Here is a 983-nt window from a genome sequence, read left to right on the forward strand (position 1 = left end):
CTTTTTGCTAAAGGACTTATCAGAGACTTAGGCGAGGCCGGCACGTCGTGGCTGCCGACCACCTCTTCCCGCTCCCTCTACTGTGCTACCAGCCGCGATATGATCAAGTTCTCCCTGAGCGTTCGGCTGACCAACTCCGTCCGTACTCTGTCTGTGAAAGAGGTGGAGCGAGGAATGCGCCTGGCACGTCTGGCGCAAACCGACGGCTGGCAGATGCTACAGGCCCGCTTCCCTACTTTCCGGGTAATGCAGGAGGACGGCTGGGCCGGGCTGCGCGATCTTAACGGCAACATCATGCAGGAAAGTTTGTTTTCCCTGCGTGAAAACCTGCTGCTGGAGCAGCCGCAAAGCCAGACCAACGTTCTGGTTTCCCTGACTCAGGCCGCACCGGATGGCGGTGATTCGCTGCTGGTTTCGGCGGTAAAACGCCTGAGCGATCGCCTCGGTATCACTGTGCAACAGGCCGCCCACGCATGGGTCGATGCTTACTGTCAGCAGGTGCTGAAGCCTCTGTTTACGGCTGAAGCGGATTACGGCCTGGTGCTGCTGGCGCATCAGCAAAATATTCTTGTGCAGATGCTTGGGGATCTGCCGGTCGGATTTATTTACCGTGACTGCCAGGGCAGCGCGTTTATGCCTCACGCGACAGAGTGGCTCGATACCATTGACGAGGCGCAGGCGGAAAATATTTTCACCCGTGAGCAGTTGCTGCGCTATTTCCCTTATTACCTGCTGGTTAACTCCACTTTTGCCGTAACTGCTGCGCTGGGTGCTGCCGGGCTGGACAGCGAAGCGAATCTGATGGCTCGTGTACGAACATTGCTGGCTGAAGTGCGTGACCAGGTGACTCATAAAACCTGTCTCAACTATGTTCTGGAAAGTCCGTACTGGAACGTAAAAGGTAACTTTTTCTGTTATCTGAACGATCATAACGAGAACACCATCGTTGACCCTTCGGTGATCTATTTTGATTTCGCTAACCC

Annotated in this window: 1 pseudogene; it reads left to right on the forward strand. The window is 55.1% G+C overall.

Annotated features, from left to right (window positions below):
• Positions 1-983 (forward strand): annotated as a pseudogene (gene iucA / locus RTW80_RS26040) (aerobactin synthase IucA); the annotation flags it as partial.

The sequence above is a fragment of the Escherichia sp. AM3 genome (genome assembly GCF_032029835.1).
Taxonomy (GTDB): Bacteria; Pseudomonadota; Gammaproteobacteria; order Enterobacterales; family Enterobacteriaceae; genus Escherichia; species Escherichia coli.